Origin of the sequence: Streptomyces sp. NPDC087845 (assembly GCF_044742755.1) — a bacterium.
Classification (GTDB): Bacteria; Actinomycetota; Actinomycetes; order Streptomycetales; family Streptomycetaceae; genus Streptomyces.
On the sequence record NZ_JBIUVC010000002.1, the window covers coordinates 545,577 to 563,042 of the forward strand.

13 protein-coding genes, 1 tRNA gene and 2 pseudogenes are annotated in these 17,466 nt (G+C 66.9%); 5 read left to right on the top strand and 11 right to left on the bottom strand.

Features of this window, described 5'->3' with window-relative positions; all coding sequences use genetic code 11:
• Positions 1-114 precede the first annotated feature (114 nt).
• The gene (locus ACIOMQ_RS08095; protein WP_362201601.1) at positions 115-1,443 is read right to left on the bottom strand and encodes a PP2C family protein-serine/threonine phosphatase; all 1,329 of its coding nucleotides are present in this window, start codon (positions 1,441-1,443) and stop codon (positions 115-117) included.
• A 664-nt stretch (positions 1,444-2,107) separates the two neighbouring features.
• Here ACIOMQ_RS08095 and ACIOMQ_RS08100 point away from each other — a divergent pair.
• A complete protein-coding gene (locus tag ACIOMQ_RS08100; protein ID WP_401755049.1) occupies positions 2,108-2,830 on the top strand; it encodes a bifunctional DNA primase/polymerase in 723 nt (240 codons plus the stop codon).
• An 876-nt stretch (positions 2,831-3,706) separates the two neighbouring features.
• Here the strand turns inward: ACIOMQ_RS08100 and ACIOMQ_RS08105 are convergent.
• The 3 genes from ACIOMQ_RS08105 to ACIOMQ_RS08115 all read right to left on the bottom strand — a co-directional run bounded on the left by ACIOMQ_RS08105 (position 3,707) and on the right by ACIOMQ_RS08115 (position 6,383).
• Positions 3,707-4,672 carry a DUF5926 family protein gene (locus ACIOMQ_RS08105; protein ID WP_362201595.1) on the bottom strand — a complete coding sequence of 322 codons (966 nt, stop codon included), beginning with the start codon at positions 4,670-4,672 and terminating at the stop codon, positions 3,707-3,709.
• A 218-nt stretch (positions 4,673-4,890) separates the two neighbouring features.
• Positions 4,891-5,496 (bottom strand): ATP-binding protein, encoded by a 606-nt coding sequence (locus tag ACIOMQ_RS08110; RefSeq protein ID WP_362201592.1) that lies wholly within the window; start codon positions 5,494-5,496, stop codon positions 4,891-4,893.
• Positions 5,497-5,549: 53 nt separating this feature from the next.
• Entirely contained in the window at positions 5,550-6,383 is an 834-nt protein-coding gene (locus ACIOMQ_RS08115) for a glycerophosphodiester phosphodiesterase (RefSeq protein WP_362201589.1), read from the bottom strand.
• Between the two features lie 219 nt (positions 6,384-6,602).
• On the opposite strand from ACIOMQ_RS08115, the gene ACIOMQ_RS08120 reads away from it, so the two are divergent.
• The 3 genes from ACIOMQ_RS08120 (at position 6,603) to ACIOMQ_RS08130 (ending at position 9,714) form a co-directional block, all read left to right on the top strand.
• Positions 6,603-8,111: a S1C family serine protease gene (locus tag ACIOMQ_RS08120; RefSeq protein ID WP_401755052.1), complete on the top strand. Its 1,509-nt coding sequence runs from the start codon at positions 6,603-6,605 to the stop codon at positions 8,109-8,111.
• A gap of 423 nt (positions 8,112-8,534) precedes the next feature.
• On the top strand, positions 8,535-9,287 hold the full coding sequence (locus tag ACIOMQ_RS08125) for a hypothetical protein (RefSeq protein WP_401985880.1): 753 nt from the start codon (positions 8,535-8,537) through the stop codon (positions 9,285-9,287).
• Between the two features lie 10 nt (positions 9,288-9,297).
• A complete protein-coding gene (locus tag ACIOMQ_RS08130) occupies positions 9,298-9,714 on the top strand; it encodes a hypothetical protein (protein ID WP_401985879.1) in 417 nt (138 codons plus the stop codon).
• A 293-nt stretch (positions 9,715-10,007) separates the two neighbouring features.
• Here ACIOMQ_RS08130 and ACIOMQ_RS08135 read toward each other — a convergent pair.
• The 3 genes and pseudogenes from ACIOMQ_RS08135 to ACIOMQ_RS08145 form a co-directional block, all read right to left on the bottom strand.
• Positions 10,008-10,511: pseudogene (locus ACIOMQ_RS08135) on the bottom strand (transposase); the annotation flags it as partial.
• Between the two features lie 95 nt (positions 10,512-10,606).
• Positions 10,607-11,929 (bottom strand): group II intron reverse transcriptase, encoded by a 1,323-nt coding sequence (locus ACIOMQ_RS08140; protein WP_402188239.1) that lies wholly within the window; start codon positions 11,927-11,929, stop codon positions 10,607-10,609.
• Positions 11,926-12,354: a reverse transcriptase N-terminal domain-containing protein gene (locus ACIOMQ_RS08145; protein ID WP_402188241.1), complete on the bottom strand. Its 429-nt coding sequence runs from the start codon at positions 12,352-12,354 to the stop codon at positions 11,926-11,928. The genes ACIOMQ_RS08140 and ACIOMQ_RS08145 overlap by 4 nt, the downstream gene beginning before the upstream one ends.
• A gap of 950 nt (positions 12,355-13,304) precedes the next feature.
• On the opposite strand from ACIOMQ_RS08145, the gene ACIOMQ_RS08150 reads away from it, so the two are divergent.
• A tRNA-Ser gene (locus ACIOMQ_RS08150) sits at positions 13,305-13,391 on the top strand.
• A gap of 136 nt (positions 13,392-13,527) precedes the next feature.
• Here the strand turns inward: ACIOMQ_RS08150 and ACIOMQ_RS08155 are convergent.
• From ACIOMQ_RS08155 to ACIOMQ_RS08170, 4 genes and pseudogenes are all read right to left on the bottom strand, one after another.
• Positions 13,528-14,613 (bottom strand): tyrosine-type recombinase/integrase, encoded by a 1,086-nt coding sequence (locus tag ACIOMQ_RS08155; protein WP_402188243.1) that lies wholly within the window; start codon positions 14,611-14,613, stop codon positions 13,528-13,530.
• 548 nt (positions 14,614-15,161) lie between these two features.
• Positions 15,162-15,710: pseudogene (locus tag ACIOMQ_RS08160) on the bottom strand (SAV_6107 family HEPN domain-containing protein); the annotation flags it as partial.
• Positions 15,711-16,465: 755 nt separating this feature from the next.
• A complete protein-coding gene (locus ACIOMQ_RS08165; RefSeq protein WP_401755057.1) occupies positions 16,466-16,813 on the bottom strand; it encodes a hypothetical protein in 348 nt (115 codons plus the stop codon).
• Complete coding sequence (locus ACIOMQ_RS08170) at positions 16,810-17,406, bottom strand: DUF6232 family protein (RefSeq protein ID WP_362201537.1); 597 nt, start codon at positions 17,404-17,406, stop codon at positions 16,810-16,812. The genes ACIOMQ_RS08165 and ACIOMQ_RS08170 overlap by 4 nt, the downstream gene beginning before the upstream one ends.
• Positions 17,407-17,466 lie beyond the last annotated feature (60 nt).

Sequence of the window (17,466 nt, forward strand, 5' to 3'; positions counted from 1 at the left end):
TACGGAAGGGGGCACAGGGCCGGAAGACCTGTTACACGGCCTGGCCGGGACGGACCGAGGACGTGGCCCGGGTCCCGCGCCGGCCGGCCGGGGCGGGGGCGGGACGCGCAGCCCTCAGTCGAAGCGCGCGGCCAGAACGACCACGTCCTCCGCGCTGTCGTCCTGGTCGAGACCGTCCGGCAGGACGGTTCGCAGCACATGGTCGGCGACAGATCCGGCGTCGTCGCGCAGTGCCTTCGGCACCCGCGCCGCCGCCGAGTGGAGCCGTGCGAAGGCCCGGTCCGTCGAGTCGCCGGTACGGCGCAGCAGCCCGTCGGTGTAGAGGAGTACGGTCTCGCCGGGCGCCGGGGTGATCTCCACGCTGGGCGCCTCCCAGCAGGCGAGCATGCCCAGCGGCGCGGAGACCGAGGTCTCGATGAACTCGGTGCGCCGGTCGCCGATCACGAGCGGCGGGGTGTGGCCCGCACCGGCCAGCAGGATCTTGCGGCGGGCGGGTTCGCAGTAGGCGAACAGGGCGGTCGCGGAACGGGCGGGTTCGGTCAGCCGCAGCAGCAGTTCCAGGTCCGAGAGCACGGCGACCGGATCCTCGCCCTCCATCACGGCGTACGCCCGCAGACCGGCACGCAGCCGGCCCATGGCGGCCAGGGCGCGGGGCCCGGAGCCGTTCACCGAGCCCACGGCGAGACCGAGCGCGCCCTCCGGCAGGGCCAGCGCGTCGTACCAGTCGCCGCCCCCCAGCGGGGCCGCGCGGTGGCGTGCGGCCAGCTGTACGCCGGTGACCAGGGGCAGCCGGGTGGGCAGCAACTCCTCCGTGACGGTGGCGACATCGGCCCTGGCGCGCTCCAGCTCCAGCAGCCTGGCCAGATGCTCGCCGGCGTGTCCGGCGTAGAGGTCGACGAGATGGCGTTGGCGTTCCAGCGGTTCGGCGGGTTCGTCGTACAGCCAGACGGCGGCACCGAGCCTGCCGGTCGCTTCGGCGGTGAGCGGCAGGGCGTAGCTGGCGGCGTAGCCGAGTCGGGCGGCGACCTCGCGGCGGCGGGGGTCGAGAGCGGTGTCACCGAGCAGGTCGGGGGTGGTCCGCGCCCCTTCGGTGTCCGGGAGCCCTTCGAGGATCCGGCCGTAGGAGGTGGCGCTGCGCGGCACCGTCTCGATGTGTCCGAGCTCGGCGTGGGCGAGTCCGAGGCCGATGGTGCTGGCGGGGCCGCGGCGGTCGGACGGTTCGAAGACGACCAGCCCGCGGCGGGCGCCGACCAGGGCGGCTCCGGCGTCCAGCAGTTCGTGCAGTGCGTCGTCGAGCGTGCTGGTTCTGGCCAGTCGCTCGGTGTGTTCGTGCAGCGTGGTGAGATCGGAGACCCAGCCGGCCAGCCGGTCCTGGACGAATGATCCGGGGGCGGCCGGTACTTCGGACAGAGAACCGGCAGTGTGCGCTGAAACAGGAACCATGGGGTCGATTCCAGCCACTTTCGGCAGGTGCGGGGCGCTCATGACAGTCGGCTTTCCCACCGGTGCGATTCGTCGAATAGCATCGCAAACCCCCATGTCATTCTGCGCCGCTATCAGTGCATCCACATGTACACGTAGCATCCACATGTACACGCACAAGTAAGGCGATGTCCAGCATTGTCCCTGCGGGATTTGTGGTGTCCGAGCGGCTGCTAAGTTGGCTGAAAAATGCACCCCGGGGCGGCTATTTGCGGTCGACTGGGCGTGCTCGACAAGGGGGTGTTCTCGGGGTGAAGTCCCGGAGGAAGCGTCATTTCGGGCATGCTGGGTACGTAAACGATGATGGCCAGGGGCAGTTCTGATCGCCCCGGAACCCGGCAGTGGGCCCGGGCGTCCTCTTCTGTGACGGCCACGCCCCACCCCCGAGTGGCGGGGTCTGCACCCTGGGGCGACAGGCGCGATGCGTGCGCCGCTCCCCGCCGCGATTGTGTCCGGACCCGTCCCGCCCCTGCTCGACCCGGCTCGGCCCACGCTCGGTACCGACGACCCACCCGTACCGCAGATTCGAAGAGCATGTACGCACAGTGAAGAGATGAACGCGTGCTGTGACGCGCACGTGATGTGATGTGGACCCTCGGCGTTCAACGGAAAGGAACGAGCGCTCATGCGCGAGATCCTCGGAAGGCGACGCAGGCTCCGGCTCCGGCGCAAGGGAAGGCCCGCCCAGCTCGACGCGGTCCTGACCTGTGCCACGGCATGGCAGTGGCCCGTGCTCCCCGGAGTGGGACTGGAGGCGGCCGGTGGCCGCGGTGACCGCGGCCGTGGTTGCGCCTGCCCCGATCCCGAGTGCGTCGTACCCGGCGCACATCCCTTCGACCCCGGTCTCCTCGCGGCGACCACCGACGAGCGCATGGTGCGATGGTGGTGGACGAACCGGCCCACCGCTCCGATCGTGCTGGCCACCGGCGGACGCGCCCCGTGCGCGCTGAGCCTGCCGGCCGTGGCTGCCGCCCGTGCGCTGGCCGACCTGGATCGGATGGGCACGCGGCTCGGCCCCGTGGTGGCGACGCCGACCCGGTGGTCGCTGCTGGTCGCCCCGTACACCCTCGAACGGCTCGGCGAGCTGCTGCACGCCCAGGACTGGGTGCCCAGTTCGCTGCGATTCCACGGCGAGGGCGGCTATCTCGTCCTTCCGCCGTCCGAGGTGGGGGCGGGGCAGGTGCGCTGGGAACGGGCTCCCGCGCCGGACCCCCGGCCGGGCTCGAACCGGGGAGCCGTCGCCGCCGGGCCTGCCGCACCGTGGCTGCCGGATGTGGGGGCGCTGCTCGACGCGCTGGTCGAGGCGAGCAATGGCGCACCGGACGGCGGCAGCCGGCTCGCCTACTGACGCGGAGACCGGCCCACTCGCGGAGGTCGGCTCACCCGCCGAGGTCAGCTGATCCGCCGAGGCCGGCTCATCCGCCGAGGCCGGCTCATCCGCCGAGGCCGGCTCACTCGCTCGGACGTGGGTCGGCCCGAGGTGCCGGAACAGAAGGGGCGTGTGGTGCCGGGGCGTCGATATCTCCGTCGATATCCCCGTCGGTCCGTCAGGAATTCGGGCGAAGCCGACCGGCGCCGACGGGGGTGACGGGGGTATACGGATGAGGCCGTGCGTATTTTCCGGACCCTCTCTCCGCCCCGGTTCTCCCCGTCCTCGTTCTTCCGTCGGTCCATGTGAAGTCTGACGCTGCAAACGTCGCTGGCTCAGGGCTTTCTGACGGATCTTCCGAAGGCTTCCCGATTGATTTTTCGAAAATCTATTCGACTAATGCCGGTGGGGATTATGCGCAGAGCATTTCTGGTGTCCGGCCTCGACCGGCGCGGATCTCGACCGAGGTGCATCTCGATCGGGACGGACCTCGACCGGGGCGGACATGTCGTCAACCCGGGTTCTGGCTCGTCGGGTTGACGACGGAGAGAGGCGCCGGGAAGCCGGGTTCGGTCGTCGAGGGGCCGAGGGGCCAGGGGGGAGTGCGGTGGCTCCGCGCCGTACCCGCGGGGTTCGTGCGCGGGCTCGCGCGCCCCGGTATGCGCTGTGCGCCGTACCCGGAAATGAGGATGCCCGATCGCTGGCGACGGGGGATGCACCAGCGACCGGGCTTCTAGAACGGTAACAAGAGATCTGCCGTTCGCAAATTCGATCTCGCGTATTCGGACAGTGATTTACCTATGAGTACGGGGAGTTGTGACGCGTGTCACCTTGCGGCCCCGAGATTCGTCACTGTCAGCTGAGCGTCACTTGGCGGTTGGTGAGCCCGCCGCGGGCCCGCCGCTCCTCGGCGGTGAGCGGCGCGTCCGAGGCCAGCGCCGCGGTCAGCCGCTCGGCGAGTTCGGCCGCGGGCTTCTCGCACTCCGCGGCTCCCATCGCGCTCGGCAGATCCCAGACCGGGACCATCAGCCCGTGCGCCCGGAAGGAGCCGACCAGCCGCGTCCCCTCGCCCAGCGAGGAGGTGCCGGCGGCGTGCAGCCGGGCGAGCGCGTCGAGGAGCCGCTCCTCGGGGTGGGGCATGACCCAGCGCAGGTGGTTCTTCTCGGGGGTCTCGCACCAGTACGCGGCGTCGACACCGGAGAGCCGCGTCGTCGGGAGCGCCGCCTCGTTCGCGCGCTCCAGGGACGCGGCAACCTCGGGCGCGGCGTTCTCCGCGTCCGGGACCCAGAACTCGAAACCGGAGTGGACCACGGGCTCGAACGCCGCACCGGGGTCGAGCACGTCCTGCAGCCGCGGACCGTCGGCCGGTGCGCGCCGGGCCGTCACGGGCGAACCGGGCTCGGCGGCCAGCGCCCGCTGGAGCGTGTCCGCGAGGTCGCGGCTGAGGTCGCCGGACGGGGTGTCGTTCTGCAGGGCGAGCAGCACCGAACCGTCGTCGCGGCGGAGTGCCGGCCATGCCATCGGCAGGACGGTCGCCATCGTGACGGAGGGTACGCCCTCGGGCAGCCCGTCCTTCAGCGCCAGCTCGACCGTGGCTGCGGGCACCAGCTCGCGCAGAGCGACCCAGTCGCACTCACCGGCCAGCCCCTCGAAGGGGCGGTGGACCAGCTCGGTCACGGCCTGGGCGGCGGCGCGGCCGTGGCACGCCTTGTAGCGGCGGCCCGAACCGCACGGGCAGGGCTCACGAGCCCCGACCACCGGGATCTCGCCGTCCTTGAGTTGCTGCTTCCCGGCCTTGGTCTGAGGGCGCTTCTTGGCCATGGTGGGCTTTCTCCCGATTGCGACAGTGCGGTCTGGGCCGCGAGCCTAGCCGCCCGTGTCGCGTCCGGGACACATGTGCCGACGCCGCCGGGTGACGCGGGGGTGCGGAACGCCCGTGCCGTACGCCCGCCGCCTGCCTGTACGCCCGCCCGCCGGCAGGAGTGCCGGTGCGGTGCCCTGCCGCGGCCCCCGCACACGTCCGTGCCCGTACGGGGACGTCAGCCCACGTCGTCGAAGGCGTCCGCGAAGCTCAGCCCGTCGAGCCCCGGCACAGCCGGTACCCCGGCCATCCGCCCGTGCCCCTCGCTGACGAGGACCCAGACGGTGACTTCCCCGGACACGCTGTCGCGCACGCCCCACTCCTCGGCGAGCGCGCTGATGATGTTGAGCCCGCGGCCGCCGCGCGCCGTCACCGACGGTGTGGCCGGAATCGGTCGGGTCGGACCGCCTCCGTCCGTCACTTCGACGGTCAGCCCGCCCGCTCTGTCCACGCGCCATGCGGCGCGGACGTCGCCGTCACCCACGTCTGTGTGCCGCCCCAGTGGCCTGCCGTGCCGACAGGCGTTGCTGAGTAGTTCGGAAAGGATCAGTACAGCATCGTCGACAACCGAATCCGGCACCCCGTGGCCGCGCAGTTGCTCGCGCATCCGGTGCCTCGCCTGGCCCACGCCCGCAGGGCCATGGGGTACGGCCATGCTCGACGACGTGGGCACTTCCTGTGCCACCACCAACGCCACCCCCGAGACCTCCTTTGCCCCACGCCACGGAGTGGATGCCCCCCTGAGCTGGACCGGAAACCGGCCAATCGACTGCCAATGACGCACTCGTCACGATCGAATACGGTTCGAATGCGCCGGTGTACTCCGTGTAACGAATGTCAAGAGCGTCCCAGTTGTGCCAGAACCTGTTTCGGGCGGTTGGTGATGATGGCCTCGACGCCGAGATCGACGCAGAGCTCGACATCCTCCGGTTCGTCGACCGTCCAGACGTGTGCGCGATGGCCCGCGCGGTGCAGGCGTTCGATGTAGCCGGGGTGACTCCGTACGATCCTCATCCCCGGACCGGCGATCCGCGCCCCGGCCGGCAGCCGCCCGTCACGCAGGCGCGGCGAGACGAACTGCATCAGGTAGACGGTGGGCAGTGTGGGGGACGCCGCCTGGACGCGGTGCAGGGAGCGCGCCGAGAAGCTCATGATCCGTACCGGTGACGGGCCGCCGGCCGGCGGGGCGTCGAGTTCGAAGTGCCTCAGCAGCTGCAGCAGCCGCTCCTCGACCTGGCCGGCCCAGCGGGTGGGGTGCTTGGTCTCGATGGCCAGCTGGAGCGGGCGCCCGGCGGCCCGGGTCTCGGCGACCAGTTCGAGCAGCCGTTCCAGGGTGAGTACGGAGGTGAGTTCTCCCGGCACCGGATCCCAGTCCGGGGACTCCGACTCCTCGCGGTCCTTCCAGGACCCGAAGTCGAGGGCGGCGAGCTCGGAGAGCTCCAGCGCGGAGACGGCCCCGCGGCCGTTGGAGGTGCGGTTCACCCGGCGGTCGTGTACGCAGACGAGGTGACCGTCGGCGGTGAGCCGTACATCGCACTCCAGGGCATCGGCGCCGTCCTCGATCGCCTTCCGGTATGCGGCCAGGGTGTGCTCGGGGGCGTCGTCGGACGCGCCCCGATGGGCGATGACCTGGATGGGATGGTGCGTGGATTGCTGCCGTGCGTGGGTCACTGCGTCATGGTGTCACCGAGGAGCGAGTGCTGGGTACAGCTTGCACCGCGGTTGCGTGCGCCCCGTGCCGGTGGTCCGTTTTGCCGGATGTAAAGATTGGTGTGCGGATGCACAGGTCCTGCTTACAGTGGCCTGACGCGCCTTGGGAAAAGCTGTCCCGGGACACGTACACAGCGGATCTCTTGCCGAAAATGATGTGGAACCGAGGAGTAAAGAGCTGTGAGCACAGAGAACGAGGGCAACGAGGGCACCGCGGCCGGGGCCGTTCCGTCCGTTCCGTCCGCACCTCCAGTGCCGGCCGACGCTCCTCAGGGGTCGCCCGAGAGCACGCACGGGTCCCCGCCCGCCCCGGTGCACCCGGAGGCGCCGGACGCGGCGGCCGCGGGGCAGCCGCCCCACGCGCAGCAGCCGTTCCCCCCGTCGGAGGAACCGGCCACCGCGACCGCTCACACGGCTCCCCTGCCGGCCACGCCTCCCCCCGGGTTCCGGTCGGCCGCCGAAGCCAACTGGCCCCCGCCCCCTCCCGCCGTCCCCGCGTACGCGCACCACGGCGCGGACGGCGGCGGCCCGGTCTGGGGCGCCCCGGCCCAGCTCCACTCCCCCGAAGGCCCGCGCAAGCGGGGCATGGGCGGACTTGCGGCCGCTGTGGTGGCGGCGGCGCTGGTCGCAGGCGGTATCGGCGGTGCCCTCGGCTACTGGGCGGCCGACCGGAACAGCGGCTCCGGCTCGACCACGGTCTCGGCGTCGGCCAACCCGCGGGACCTCAAGCGCGATCCCGGCACGGTCGCGGGCGTGGCGGCCAAGGCGCTGCCCAGCGTCGTCACCATCGATGCGCAGGGCGGTGACGGCGAGGGCGGTACGGGGACCGGCTTCGTGTACGACAAGGAAGGCCACATCCTCACGAACAACCACGTGGTGGCCTCCGCGGCGGACAGCGGCCAGCTCACGGCGACGTTCTCCAACGGCAAGAAGTACGACGCCGAGGTGGTCGGCCGGGCGCAGGGGTACGACGTCGCCGTTCTGAAGCTGAAGAACCCGCCGTCGGGGCTCACTCCGCTGTCCCTCGGCAACTCGGACCAGGTCGCGGTCGGCGATTCGACGATCGCGATCGGCGCCCCGTTCGGTCTGTCCAACACGGTGACCACGGGCATCATCAGCGCCAAGAACCGGCCGGTCGCCTCCGGTGACGGTTCCGGTGGCAGCAACTCGTACATGAGCGCCTTGCAGACCGACGCCTCGATCAACCCGGGCAACTCCGGCGGCCCGCTGCTCGATTCGCGCGGCGCGGTCATCGGCATCAACTCCGCCATCCAGTCGAGCGGCAGCAGTGTCGGCCAGACCCAGGCGGGCTCCATCGGCCTCGGTTTCGCGATCCCGATCAACCAGGCGACGAACGTCGCCCAGCAGCTGATCAAGACCGGCCAGCCGGTCTACCCGGTGATCGGGGCCACGGTCATGATGGACGACAAGACCGGCGGCGCGGTCATCTCCGACCAGGGCGCGGGCGGTACGGCGGCCGTGTCGAAGGACGGCCCCGCGGCCAGGGCCGGTCTCAGGGCGGGCGATGTCATCACGAAGTTCAACGACACCGTGGTCGACAGCGGCCCGACCCTGATCGGCGAGATCTGGACCCACAAGCCCGGCGACCGGGTGACCGTGACCTACAAGCGCGACGGCAAGACGGCAACGGCCGAAGTCACCCTGGGGGAGCGCAAGGGCGACAGCTGACCGGCTAGGCTGTCTTCGCGTCAACCCCGGTCCATGGACCGATGACGCGGGGTGGGTTGCCCGAGCGGCCTAAGGGAACGGTCTTGAAAAACGTGAGGACGTGCAAGCGTCTTCGTGGGCTCGGATCCCACCGCCTGCGCAGGTCATAGACGTGCTGGTCAGAGGGGGTGTCCCTTGATGAGGGACGCCCCCTCTGCATGGGACCTGTCTCACTTTGATCCAGCTCTATGGCGTCGTGGATCACTGTGTGTGGACCAGGCGTGGACCAACGTGAACCGAGTCTCAACCATCCCTCTCCAGCTGGAGATAGGTGTGCGCCACGTCTGACTAAACCAGCCAGCTTGCCGACTGGCAGCGAGTAATCTGTGCGCTCCGTGGCGAAGCGCGGCCGAGCGCATCATGCTCAGAGGGGGAGAACGGTCCGTGGAATTGGGGCGCACATCCATTGGCTTAATTTCGGCAGTATCTGTGCCTGCTGCCTTAGGTTGGCTCAAGAAAGATCCCTGGTGGGGAGTTTTGTTTACTCTCCTGTATGCGGGCGTGGTCATACTGCCCGAAAGTCGGGATATTCATGCCTGGCTCGTATTGTTGGGTGTCACCCTGATTTCCGTTTTTGGTGCCGTCTTTAATAGGCCATGGACTAGTCTATCGATAGATTTCAGCTGGCTTCCAGCCATGTCTCCTGTGCGATACGCGGCAGTTGCCGGGGTGGTGGCGTCATCCTTTCTGTTGACCTATATCGGCTGGGGTGCCGGATTGGATCACTTGCGGGAAGTAGTAGTTGATGACGACCGATTTATGGTCACCGCGTCGGGTCTGTTGTTGGCTGTGTTTGGATTTCAGTTCTTGATCTCTTTTGCTGTTGATCCTCTCGTTAATAAGATCGACGCCGAAATTGCGGCTGGGCGACTCCTGGCGAGTGTAAGGAAATTCGTTGAAGTCGGATCTCACGTTGGCTGGATTGAGAGGCTCATCCTCTTCTCCTTTCTTGTCTCGGGGAGTCCGGAAGCGGCTGCTTTGGTGGTTACCGCAAAGTCTTTCGCGCGTGCTCCAGAGGTCAGGGAGGGGGGACGGCTGATTGGGGACTACTACCTGATCGGAACCCTTGTCAGCGTGGCGGCTGCCCTTGGGGTGTCCGTCATTACCAGGCTGGGGCTTGGCCTGTCGCCTTTCTAGGGGAGCCTAGATGTTGCGTGAGCATCCTTTCTTTCGAGAGCTTATTTCGCTGGGGCTTCCAGTGGATAGCTACGTGGTCGCTGGAAGCGGGGCTATGTTCGCGCGCGGCCTTAGGAAGGAAATCGGGGACGTCGATGTTGTGGCTGGCGGAATCGCGTGGAGAATGGCCCTAGAGTTGGGGCAGCCGGAGCCAGCGCCGCTGGGGTATGCGCAGCGCATAGTTTTGTGTGATGGGGCCATCGAGATCTTGGATGGATGGTTCGGTCATCCTGTCGATTCCCTGATTTTGGAGGCTGAAACGATCGAGGGGATCAAGTTCATGCCCCTGAAAAGCGTCCTTGAGTGGAAAATTAGATTCAGGAGCAATGGGATGGGTCGCAAAAAGGATGCGCGGGATATTGAATTGTTGGAGGAGTATCTGCGGTAGATCAGTTTCGTCCCTGAATGGTGAAATGGGGGCTTGTCTCCGATCTCCCATTGGTCAGGTCTTGATTGGCGGGTCTTTGAAGTTGACGGCCGAGCGGCAGTCAGGGCGTCAAGATTCCTCGCGCACCGCTAGCCTCGATCATTCGTGACGGTCCGTCGGTTCCTTCGACGGGCCGTTTTGGTTGTTCGAGCTGGTGGTGGCCAGGCTGATGGCCCGGCTGTCGCGTCGGGTGGGCGCCGGGTTCCACGGCTCCGGTCGGGGTGGTGCTGCTCGCTGGGACGGGAACGCGCTGGTCAGCCGGGGTTCGGGAGAGCTTCAAGCCGTGCCAGGGCGTCGGTGATCACGTCGGTCCAGGGCCAGTGGTGTGCGAACCTCAAGTGTCGGCGGCGGGCGGTCGTGACGATCTGGGCGGCGGCGGAAAAGAGGCGGAACCAGAGATGGCGGGGCTCCCACCTGCGGGTTTTGCCGGTCAGCGCGAGCATGGGCATCCAGGCCAGCAGGTCAAGCGCGACCTGGACGATCTCCAGCTGGATTTGGTTCTGCGCGGTGTCGTGCAAGGGCAGGTTGCGCAGGCCGGTAGCGCGAGCGTTTCGGATGCGGTCCTCGGCGCGGGCCCGCTGACGGTGTCGCAGTTCGAGTCCGGCGATCGGGACGCCGGTGGTGTTGGTGGCGAACGCGGTGAGCCGCAGGCCGTCGGCATCGGTGAACCGCAACTGCGCGCCGGGGTGCGGGCGTTCCTTGCGGACGATCAGCCGCATCCCCTGCGGCCGGCCCTTGAGGACGTCACCGTCGAGTTCTCCCGTCGGACAGCCCGTTTCAGTCGGGTAGCGGGGACGCATTGCTGCGTCCCCGCCCCCTCAGAACCGTGCTTGCGCCTTCCAGCGCACACGGCTCAAGCGGGCCTGTGGCCGCTCAGTTCGGTGCCATTCTTCCGGTCACCGGCGTGCAACTGCCGGTGGCACAGAGTGTGTACGACTTCCAGATTGTCGAGGTGGTCGCTTCCACCTCGGCTGCGGTATTGCAGATGGTGCACGTGAATTCCCCGGTATGAGGCCGTGAACCAGCGAGCCCAGTCGTTGACGTCATCAGGGTCGTACCCCGCGCCTTCGACCAGGTCCTGCCCGCATCTGGGGCACAGTCCCTTCTGTCGGGCCGCCAGCAGAAGGATCCGTTTGGATTCCACTCCCGGCATCCGCTTTCGGGCTCGTTTTCTCCAGTAGCTGTCCAGTTCCGCGTCGTCCCGGGAGGAGTTTCCCTTGACCATCACGTGCCGGACGATTCCGGTCCAGGCGAACTTGGGCAAGTATCCGGCTTCGGAGCCGAATACCCACCTGTCCTCTCGGCTTTTGTCGAACTTCCCCCAATACCGCTCCCGGAGCCAGCGAGGCGTCTTGCGTCGATTGCAGTAGATCGCCCACCTTCTCAAGGCGTGGTGTGTGAAGTCGTCCAGCTTCCTGAAGGTTTCCTTCGAGACAACGTGCCGATAGTAGATGGACCACCCTCGAACAAGGGGGCTGAGGGCACCCGCCAGGCGTTCGGCGGGTGCGCCCCGGTGTTGTCGGATGATGGCCTTCTTCTTCTTGACCCGTTGTACTGCGTCCTCGCTCGGTTTGATGATCAGCTTCTGGTCGTAGCGCCTGACGTTGAATCCGAGGAAGTCAAATCCATCAGCGAGATGGACGACACGCGTCTTCTCCTCGTTGAAGGAAAGCCCTCTCGGCTGGAGCCAGGCAGCCAACTTCGTTTGCAGATCATGTGCCTCCGACTCCGAGGCGCACAGCACCACGAAATCATCGGCGTACTGAACAAGAGCGGGGGGAACATGCCTAGTCCCTCTGGCGGGAACATTTGCGTTAATCGCGCCCCCCATCCCGTGCAGGGCCACATTGAGCAACAGAGGACTGATGACTCCGCCTTGCGGCGTGCCTTCGATTGTGTGCGCGTAGGTGGCCTGCTCCATGACCCCAGCGCGCAGCCATCCCCTGATCTGCCGCCGGCCCGGAAACAGGCCGATGGAGTCCATGAGGTGACCGTGGCTGATGCGGTCGAAGGCCGCCGACAGGTCCGCGTCGAGAACCCACAGCCGTTTTGCGGTCTTCTGGCAGGCTATCTGGAAGATAGCCCCGATCGCGTCAGCGCATCCCCGCCCCGGCCGGAACCCGTAGGTTCGACCGTCGAACCGCGCTTCCCATTCCGGCTCTAGAGCATTCTTCACCCTCGCCTGGTTTGCGCGGTCGCGTATGACAGGAATGCCAACGGCCGGGTCTTCCCATTCGCCTTCGGGATGTACACACGCTTGACGGGCTTTGCCGGGATATCCGGTTGAGCGAGAGTCTTCCTCGCTAGAGAACCCCGGTCCTTCGGGGTCAGCGCAACGACCCCATCGATACCCGCCGTCTTCTTTCCGGTGCTCTGCTGTGCCACCCGGCGAACACTTGTCAAGGTGTTCGCCCTGGAGCGCAGCATGAGCTTTTGCAGGTTGCGCACCCGCTTCATGTTGCCGTTCCGTGCGGCCCTGTAGATCCTCTGGCGCAGCCGCTTTACGGATGCTTCTTCTGAGCGCCAATCGATACCGGCCCAGAATTCCGCGTCGCCCTCGGGTCCGTTCATCGGGAGGGCATACTGCGACACCAAAGACATTGCCGCCCCTCCTCCTGTCTAACTTGTGCCTCGGTGCAAGGTTTTGCCCTTTGGCTCTACATGGCCTACCTGTCCCACGTCAGCGCTCTTTCGAGCCCAGCTATAAAGCTGGTATCCGCCGAGTTATACCCGGAGGGGGAGAGTCCCCAGGGCCCGAGCTTTCCTCTGGGCTTTCGCCCGAGCGGCATTCGCTTCTTGGGACATCCTGTTCCCGCACCGGATTTCTGCCTTTGTTGCCTCCGGCTTACCGGCTGACCAGCCGGACCCGTACGGGGTTCCCGTGTTCCACTGCCAACAGTTGCGTCCGGACAGGGCGCCCTCTCTAAACCGACTCCCACGGTGACCTACGCTGGAAAACCACAGGTTCCCTTGAGCCTCTTTCAATACAGCTCGCGTCGTGTCGCACTTCACAATGCAAGGAGTTCCCACCGCCGACCGCTTCGCCATTGACGCGGTGTTCCTCATGTCGGCTCGTAAGGACAAGGGTTCGCTTTCGCTCGCCCGCTCGGACTTCCCCTTCGCTTGTGGCGTGATGATGGCCCATCGTGCCCTTGAGCTTTACCGCCTCGGCTCAGCACCCCCGCGTCACCGCAGACGCACCCGAGGCTGGGGACCGGCCATCGGTCACAGGCCGGAGTAGTTGACTCCTCTCCTTGCAACTACCACTGCATGACAGCGACTTCACGTCGCACTGAAAGCGCGAGGCTAGCCCTTGCCTGTGAGATCGTCGGCAGGCTGCTGGCCGCTGCCCCGTGAAGGGCGGGGATGTGGCCGGTGGTGATGTCGGGGCGGGGTCGGGGCTCGGTCTCGGAGGCCCGCACTGGGGCGCGGCTCAGAGCTGAACTTGGACGAGCGAACAGAGCCAGTGGACCCCGTGTGGACCACGCCCCCACGATCAGCTCCGATCCCGGTACGCTGTACCCCGCCCCATCCCTGGTGGGCGGGGCCGAGGTGGGTTGCCCGAGCGGCCTAAGGGAACGGTCTTGAAAACCGTCGTGGCAGCGATGTCACCGTGGGTTCAAATCCCACACCCACCGCAGCAGGTCAGCGTTAGCGCTGGTCAGAGGGCGTGAACCCGGTTCGGGGTCACGCCCTCTTCGCTTGGCCTGTCTCACCCTGATTCGGGGATGTACCGCCTCTGACCAGTGCGTGTGGGCCATGCGTGGGCCAGGATCAGGACCCTTCTGCCTCCTCCAACCCCTTCTGAATCAGGCTGTTGGCGTGGGCCGAACTGCCCTTCAGGAGCTTGGCGTAGAAGCGGTAGAGCACCGCTACGCTGTGGCCGGCGCGGTAGGCGACTTCCACCGGGTCCACGCCCTGTTTGATCCACAGGGAGACCGCGGCATGGCGCAGGCAGTACGGCACAGCGGCCATGCCGGACTTCACCTCAGCAGGGGTGAGGACGGCTTCACGGGCCGTGTCCCAGACGGCGCAGTACTCATTCGAGGTGACCCGGCCACCGCGCGCGGCCCAGAACAGCCGACCGTCAGGGGCGACGCCGCGAGCGATGTGAGCGCGGACCATCCGGACGTAGACCGGGGGGATCGGAACGGCACGAACGGAGTTGCGGGCCCGGTGCTTAAGCCCGCGCTCATCGTGAGACTTCCCTCCGTCCGTCCATCCCGCCCCGACCTCTGGGTGACTCTCAGAGACCAGCACTTCGCCCCAAGCGTCCGGCTCGCTCTCAGGCGGTAGCGTGAAGTCGTCCTTTCGGAGCGAGACGGCCTCACCGGGGCGAGTGGCCAGGTAGTAGATCGCGCCGAAGAACGTCTCCAGGTGCTCGCCGCGCGGACCCTGCGCCGCGATAGAGCCGAGTAGCCGGCGCGCCTGTTGCGGGCCCGGGACGTATCGGAAGTCGACCTCGTCGGACGTAGATGGAGCGGTCCAGTCGACGGCGAGGAATGGGTGGCGGTTCAAGAGTGCGTGTTCTTCAACCGCGTACCGAAACGCGTTGCTGAGGACCATTCGCTTGCGATTGGCCGTGTTCTCGGCGGCCGAAGCACCGTTGAGCTTCTTCGACAGGGCGGCGAATGCGGCACGGATGTGCTCCGGCCTGGCGGCCTCACTGACCTTCAGGGAGTTGGCGGCGACCCAGTCGAGCGCCTTCCTCATGTCCTCCGGCAGTGCCTCGGTCTCGCAGCGCGACACCCAGTCGCCTCCTTCGGGCTTCACGGCCCTGAACGCCCACTGGTAGAGCGCGGCGCGCAGCGTTCGAGGGTCCGGCTGCCCGGCGGTGGCGCGCACAAAGACCGGCGTCACGACGGCCAGTGATTCAGCGACACTCGCGCGGTGCTTTCCTGCCGCACCTGGCCATTTCATCAGGGCGTACGCTGGGTGACACACCGCCTAAGGCGGTGGCGGTGCAGAGGCCGCCTGCGTAGCAGCGGCGTGCGCTTGGCTTGCGGCGCGCGTCTGCGCTCCGTCCGTGCGCCGCAGCACGAAGAGGGACGCCAGTGCGAGCACACTCGGCCCTGAGAGCATGGAGGCCAAAGCCACATGCCCCTCTCGACCCACCACAACGGCTCCCGCGAGCATGCCTGCGCTCAGCAGGAAACCCGCAATGAGTCCGGTGATCAGTAGTATGTGCGACCTGCGTGCCGCCTTCTCACGAGTCTGCAAACGCAGACTCTCTAGCTCTAATTGCTGAAGAGCGGTTTGTTGGGTCATTCGAAGTTCGTGCTCTCGCCGAAGCTGAGGCTCAAGGGCTTTGAGGGCGACCTGCAAATGCTCCGCTGGCAGATCTGCCCACTGCATCGCTATCTCAAGGCCGGTGTGCTCTCGGCGCGGAGTGTCCGCCGTCTCACTACTCATCGTGCCGTCCCGCCTCCGCCGCCAGATACCGGTTCTTGCTGTCTGATTCCCGGAGGCGGAGGACCCAGGGCCCTGAATAGCTCATCGAAACTGCGCCCAAGCTGTCGTACGGCCTCGCCCGTGTCCTGATTTTCAGTTAGCTCCATAAGGTCGGGAGCCGGAAGCTGCGGGGTGATCACCACCATGCGCTCGACTAGTCGTAGAAACATGGCTGTGTCACGGAGCAGGTCATCTGCGTCCCTCTGGCTTGCTGCACCCTGAATACCCGCTTCACAACGCGCTCGACGTGTTGAGCCGGAGGCAAACAGGGCGCTCCACTCGGCAAGTTCTGGCGCTACCTCGGGGAGTACCTCCCAAGCACTCCGGATCCGCGCCCGCTTGCGTGAAGCTTGCTCAGGACGCCCACGTGCGGCGAGTACGGCTGCGGCAGCTCGCAATGCCGCAAGGTGAGCAGACGCATAGCGCTGGTTGGGACTAGTCATGCTTGCGGCGTCATCCAGACCCGCTCGTGCCTGTACGAGCAAGTCCGCTGCCGCGGGGGGCATGCCGCGGGCATGGAGCCTAAATCTAGATGTGGGGTCCGGGTCGAGCACCCGGGGGCTTGGTTCCGGTCGCGGCTCAGGTGAGGACTGGCTGCTCAGCGAATCCCAACGGTTCTGTAGGGCCTTGAGGTCATCTGGGTCCACGGCCTCTTGGGCAGATAGCCAAGCGCGGTCCCCAACTGCTTCAAGCGCTTGCCGATAGGCATCTCTGAGCAGAGTCCCGGGTGCACTGCCGCCGCTTTGCCTCATGTACGACTTGATGGTCGGCTCGCGCCGTTGGCGTATGTCGCTGACGAGTCGTAATGCTCCGTACAGGGATAACACTGCGAAGATCGTCACGAGTGCCCCGAGTGCCCATGCCATGTCCACACCACCCCCAGATTGCGCGACAGATTACCAAGAGGCACCCCGTGCAGCCACGCTGCGAAGTGACGGCTGGGCCTGGAACTCTTAGGGACCTCATACGCGGCTTGGCTGCTCATGGGCCATGTGTGGGCCAGCGGGCATTCGGAAGAATCGCGGATAGCCGCTCACCTGCCCATATGGGGTGTAGGCGCCACGGTCTTGAAAACCGTCGTGGCAGCGATGTCACCGTGGGTTCAAATCCCACACCCACCGCGGCAGGTCGGCGAATGCGCCGACCGGAAGGGGCGTCCCGTTCAGGGGCGCCCCTTCCTCATGGGGTCCGTGGTCCACACGTTGTCCGGCCTGTGCGTTTACGGGGCCGTTTTGAACGGTCCGGGGTGCGGGGGCGTTGCCTACTGGGCGCCCAGGAGCCCCAGGACCTTGTCGACCGCGTCGGCGACCGGCTGGCCGAGCGCTCCGACGGTCGCGGCGATGGTCGCCACGGCGATCAGGGCGCGGTGCCGCTCCTGCGGCGCGTTCGTGTGTGGGGTGATCGCGGGCAGGGAGTCGTCGATGACCTGGGCGCTCGCGGGCGCGAGCTCACCGCGCAGCTCCTGGAGGAGCCGCACCAGCTCGCCGATCGCCTCCGGCAGAGCCGGGGACTGGTGCTTGACGATGCCCCTGTTGCCCGATCCGCCGTACATATTGACGTTGTCGCCGTGGATGTTGTTGCCGTAGTGGTAGGAGTTGCCGCTGCTCACTTGCTCACCCCTGTATTGAACAGACCGCCGTACATGTTCACGTTGTCGCCGAAGTGGTAGTTCTTCGGATTGACCAGCACGCGCTCCACGCGCACCTGGAACTCGGCCTCCGGGTTCTCGATGGCATTGACGAGGTACACGACCAGCTGGCGCAGCTGGTCCGGATTGGGCAGCGTCACCAGGGCGGTTGAGGTGCTGGAGGTCTCGACGGCCAGTACGTGTTCGGACGACGCCGACAGTTCCTTCACGAGGTGGACGACCAGACCGATCGCGACCGCGACGGCGAGCAGCAACAGCGCCCTGGAGGAGCCGTTCGCGCTCCCGTCGTCGTACGCGGAGTCCTTGCTGGTCATCTGGAGCAGGACGAACGCCACGAACGTGATGCCGAGCCATTTCAGGAAGCTGGTGAAGGCTTCCATGCGCTTGGGCCTGAGCACGAAGGTGTGGACCCGGGTGATGTTGTGCAGGGGATAGGCGGCCTCGCCCACCCACAGCAGCCGTCTGCTGACCCTGAGGTCGACGCCGGTTCCGGTCGGCGGTGGTGGCGGTGGTGGTGCGGGCAGTGAGTGTCCTGCGGTTCCGGTGTTCTCCACGCGTTCCCCCGTACGTATGCGGCACAGCGCCGGTGTGGGGACCATTAAGTACGCGCGTTC